General features: G+C 69.9%; 6 protein-coding genes. All 6 read left to right on the top strand.

Features of this window, described 5'->3' with window-relative positions; translation table 11 throughout:
- A partial coding sequence (locus tag VIU94_RS10965; protein ID WP_331910150.1) for a hypothetical protein occupies window positions 1-349 on the top strand: 349 nt, incomplete at its 5' end.
- 92 nt (window positions 350-441) lie between these two features.
- Complete coding sequence (locus VIU94_RS10960; RefSeq protein WP_331910148.1) at window positions 442-705, top strand: hypothetical protein; 264 nt, start codon at window positions 442-444, stop codon at window positions 703-705.
- A complete protein-coding gene (locus VIU94_RS10955; RefSeq protein WP_331910146.1) occupies window positions 695-1,129 on the top strand; it encodes a minor capsid protein in 435 nt (144 codons plus the stop codon). Before VIU94_RS10960 ends, VIU94_RS10955 begins: the two co-directional genes overlap by 11 nt.
- Before the next feature lie 66 nt (window positions 1,130-1,195).
- A complete protein-coding gene (locus VIU94_RS10950) occupies window positions 1,196-1,675 on the top strand; it encodes a phage tail tube protein (RefSeq protein WP_331910144.1) in 480 nt (159 codons plus the stop codon).
- Window positions 1,672-2,136, top strand: coding sequence for a hypothetical protein (locus VIU94_RS10945; protein ID WP_331910142.1), 465 nt, complete (start codon window positions 1,672-1,674; stop codon window positions 2,134-2,136). The genes VIU94_RS10950 and VIU94_RS10945 overlap by 4 nt, the downstream gene beginning before the upstream one ends.
- Window positions 2,137-2,284: 148 nt before the next feature.
- Window positions 2,285-4,494, top strand: a 2,210-nt coding sequence (locus tag VIU94_RS10940; RefSeq protein WP_331910140.1) for a phage tail protein, incomplete at its 3' end; no start/stop codon positions are given.

The following is a 4,494-nucleotide window of genomic DNA, read 5'->3' as shown; positions in this document are numbered from 1 at the left end:
ACGTGCTGTACGTCGGGCTGGTGGTCACGTGAGGACCGAACTGCCCTCCTACATGCTGGGCCACCAGGTCACCGTGGAGCCGTACACCGGCAGCAGCGCCTACGGGCCGCTGTACGGCCCCGCGGCGAGCGTCCGGTGCTTCCTCGACGACCAGACGAAGAACGTCCGCGACAAGACCGGCCGGGAGGTCGTCTCAAGCGCGACGTTCTACGCCCGGCCCGGTCTGGTCTGCCCTCCGGAGTCGAGGGTGACCCTGCCCTCCGGCCGAACGACCATCGTGATCGCGCTACTCGACCGGAACGGGGGCGGGATGCCCACCCCGGACCACGTGGAGGTGGTCCTGCAATGAGCCCGCAGTACACGCGCTTTCGGCCCGGGAACGCCCAGCGCTTGTGGACGGCACGCGGTCGACGCCTCGCTGAGGAAGGTCTTCAGAAGGGCTTGGAGCACGTGCTGTTCGAAGCCCGGAAGATCGTGCCGCTGCGCGAGGGCACCCTCGAACGGTCCGGCCGGGTCGTCCGCGAGGGCATGAACGGGGCCGTCGTCTTCGACACCGTGTACGCCGTCAGGCAGCACGAGGAACTGACTTGGAAGCACCTGCCCGGACGGTCGGCGAAGTACCTGGAAAAGCCGATGAACTCCGAACGGGACGTTGTCCTACGGCTGATGCAAGTGTCCTTGCGGAGGTGGTTCCGTGGCGGATGACCCTGACCTCCTCGACGGTCTCGCTCGCTACCTTGCCGAGCGGTGCCTCGTCGCCTACGACCCGACCGGTGCGTCTGGCGACTGCTTCGTCGAGCTCATGCCGTCCGCCCCGGCAGAGGCAGTGGCCCTCACGATCTACGACGACCGCGCGGAGCCGGACTCTCTGCTCGCCTACGACGAGCCGCGCGTGCAGGTACGCGTGCGCGGGGGCACAGACCCGCGCGTGTCCCGCCGGCGCTGCCAGGCGATCCGGTCGGCGCTGCACGGCCTCGGCCCGGTCGTCCTGCCGGACAGCACGGAGCTGATCCTCGCGGTCTGCATCCAGGGCGCTGCCGCGTCGCTCGGTGCCGACGAGAACGGCTGGCACGAGCACGTGTGCAACTTCCGCATGGAAGTCCACTCGCCGACCGTGCACCGCCCCTGAACCACCCCATCGCTTCAGCCCGCAGCCCTCCGGCCGCGGGCTCTTCGTCATGCCCTTGGAGGAGACATGGCCCCCCGCAAGTACAACGCGCGTGACGTGCGCTTCCAGATCGAGGACTTCCTCAACCCCGGCACCTGGACCGAGTTCCGCACTGCCAACGGCGGCAGCGGCGAAGGCGGCATCAACACTTTCAGCCGCGGCTTCGAGTACGAGGACGCCGACACCACGACTTTCGGGTCGGCCGGCCGCGCCGAGTCGCAGACCATGCAGGAGGGCATGTCGCTGACGCTGGAGGGCTTCCGGCTCGTCGACCCGTCCACCGGCGCGCTCGACCCGGCCATGTCCCTGGCCGAGCTCCAGGCGTCCCGCCTCGGCAACGACTCCGTCTGCGGGTTCCGTTTCGCCGCGCCGGGCTCGACCACATGGACCGTGTGGGCCGCGTCGAAGTGGCAGCTCGGCGACTCCGGCGGCAGCAACAACGACAAGGTCGGCTGGGCCGTCACCGTCACCCGCTCCGGCCCCTCCACCACGGCGGCGATCTCTTGACCGCCCACCAGTCCTGGGAGGACTTCAAGCGCGAGGCGTTCGGCGGCAGGACGGAAACGATCTGCGGCGTCACCGTCCCGGTCCCGAGCGATCTGCCCATGGCCCTCGAAGAGATCGCGGGCGGTCTGTCCGCCGAATCGACCGAGGACGAGTTCGCCGAGGTCGTCGCCCTGCTCTACGGCGAGGGCGTTTTCGAGCAGTGGCGCGCCGCCGGGATGGGCGCGGTCGAGCTGATGACCGCGCTCATGTGGGGCATGGCCCAGGGCAGCGGCAACGACATCAGTTTCATGCAGGCGTACGAGGCCGTCACCAGCGACGACCCGGGAAAAGCGCTGGGACAGAACCAGAACCGGGCCGCACGCCGAGCCGCCTCGAAACCGCGGTCCGCGACCACTGGTGGGCGGTCGAAGCGGACTTCCAGCGCGAGTACCGCATCGACGCGTACGCGCTCGCGCGCCTGACCCGCCGCCGCTTCTGGGCTCTGTTCGCGGGCTTGTCGCCTGGGTCGGTGTGGCGGGCGATGGCCGGCGAGCAGGCCGCCATCGTCGACGACCCTGCCGAGATCCGGTCCGTCCTCGGCTCACTCTGACCCCGTAGGGAGGCTCCGGCATGGCGCTGACGATCGGCGACCTCGTCGGCTACATCCGCGCCGACAGCAGCGACTTTCAGCGGAACCTCGCCCGTTCCCAGCTCCGCATGGAGGGCTTCCGCGTCGACGTCAACGGGCGGCTCCGCGACATTCGGGGCCGGTTCGTCGATGAGGCCCATGTCATGGGTCGGGCGCTCGCGGACGGCTTCTCCGATGCGGAGCGCTCGGGTACTCGCATCGTCACGGTGTACAGCAGCGTCGCGGACGCCCAGTCCCGGACGATGCGGGCCCGTCTGGCTCGGCTCCAGGCTGGTTCTCGTCGCTTTGGCAACGAGGTGCGTCGTGCGTTCACTCGGGCGCGGGAGGCGTGGGATCGGCTCAACTTTGACCGGCTGGGGCGGGTGGCGGCCGGGTTCGGGGCCGTGGCGGGTTCGGTCGGGAAGGTTGCGGCGCAGCTCGGAGCGGCGGTGCCGCTGGCGGCCGGGCTGGCGGCGACGTTGGCGAACATCGCCCCGGCGGCGGGGCTTGCGGCCACGGGCATCGTCGCGGTGGTGCTGGCGTCGAAGGCCCTCAAGATCGGCATGGTCGGCGTGGGCGACGCGGTCAAGGCCGCCATGGACCCGTCCAACCCGGAGGCGTTCGCTGAGGCGCTGAAGAAGCTCAGCCCCTCGGCGCAGGCGTTCGCGAAGCAGGTGCGGGCGCTTCAGCCGGAGTTCAAGAAGCTTCAGCAGGGCGTGCAGGAGCGGCTTTTCAAGGGGTTCGACAACACGCTGAAGGGCCTCGCCGCCACGACCCTGCCCACCGTCCGCAAGGGCCTGTTCGGTGCCTCCGACGCCCTGAACCGCATGGGGAAGAACGTCGCGGTCGCGGCGAACAACCTGTCCACGTCGGGGGCGCTCGGCGCGGCGGTGTCCGGGGCGACTGCCGGTCTGAAGAACCTGTCTCGGGCGCCGGGGCAGGTCGTCCAGGGGCTCGGGCAGATCGCGGCGGCTGCCGCACCGGCGTTCAAGTCGCTGACCGGGGCTGCCGCAGGAGCGATGGACCGCCTGTCGGCCCGGCTGTCCTCCGCGTTCGAGTCGGGGGCGATGCAACAGGCGATCGAGAACGCGATCGATCTGATCGGGCAGTTCGTCGACGTCGCCAAGAACATCGGCAGCATCTTCAGCTCGGTGTTCTCCGCGGCGCAGGTGTCCGGCGGCGGCCTCGTCGGAGTCCTGAAGGACATCACGAGCTCCCTCGCGGACGCGTTCGCGTCCGGCCCGGTGCAGTCCGGCCTCAAGGCGATCTTCCAGACGATGAGCACCCTCGGCAAGACCGTCGGCCCGCTCCTCGGAGAGGCGCTGAAGGCCATCGCGCCCGTGTTCACCGCGCTTGGCCCGCCGGTGCAGACGCTGATCAAGGCGCTCGGCGCAGCGCTCCAGCCGGTCATCAGGGCGCTCGGCCCGGTGCTGGAGGCCGCGGCCCGCGCGGTCGGTGCGCTGGTGACGGCGGCGGCACCGCTGCTGCCGGTGGTCGGCGAGCTCGTCGCGGCCCTGCTCCCCGCGGTGACCCCGCTCTTCGACGCGCTGGCGACCGTGTTCACGGCGCTGGCCCCGGTGGTGAAGCAGGTCGCGGACACCCTGTCTGCGACCCTCAAGCCGATCCTTGCCGGGCTCGCACCGATCATCGAACCCCTGGCGGCCCTACTCGCCGACCAGCTCGTCTTCGCGCTCCAGATCTTCGGTGACCTGATCACCGCCCTGTCGCCGTCGCTGATCACCCTCGGCGAGGCGCTCGGCGAAATGATGGTGGCCCTCGGGCCTTTGATCGAGGCGTGGGGCGAGCTGTCCAGGGAGCTTCTCACTGCGCTGATGCCGATCCTGACCCCGTTGATCGGCCTGATCGGCAAGCTCGCCGCGTACCTGGCTGGGGACCTCGCCCGCTCGATCACTGAGGTCGTCGTCCCGGCAATCAAGAGCATCACGGCACTGCTGCGAGGCGACTTTGCAGGCGCGCAGGCGTATGCGCGTGAGGCCGTCAGAGGGTTCGTTGACAACGCCATCCGCCGGTTCACAGAGCTGCCGATGAAGGCAGCCATGGCCTTGACCCGCCTCTCGATCGAGCTGCGGCTGAAGGCGAATGCGGCCGGCCTGGAACTGGTACGGAAGCTGACGGAGAAGCGCGACGAGGCCGTACGCCGCATTCGGGAACTCCCTGGGCGAGCAGCAGCCGCGCTCGGCGGGCTCGGCGG

Origin of the sequence: Streptomyces sp., assembly GCF_036566765.1 — a bacterium.
GTDB lineage: Bacteria > Actinomycetota > Actinomycetes > Streptomycetales > Streptomycetaceae > Streptomyces.
The sequence above is the reverse complement of the archived record's forward strand: the minus strand, read 5'-3'. Positions and strand labels throughout refer to the sequence as shown.

Excerpts from the sequence above, each read along its gene's own strand:
- VIU94_RS10950 (WP_331910144.1), top strand. The coding sequence starts at position 1,196 with ATGGCCCCCCGCAAGTACAACGCGCGTGACGTGCGCTTCCAGATCGAG.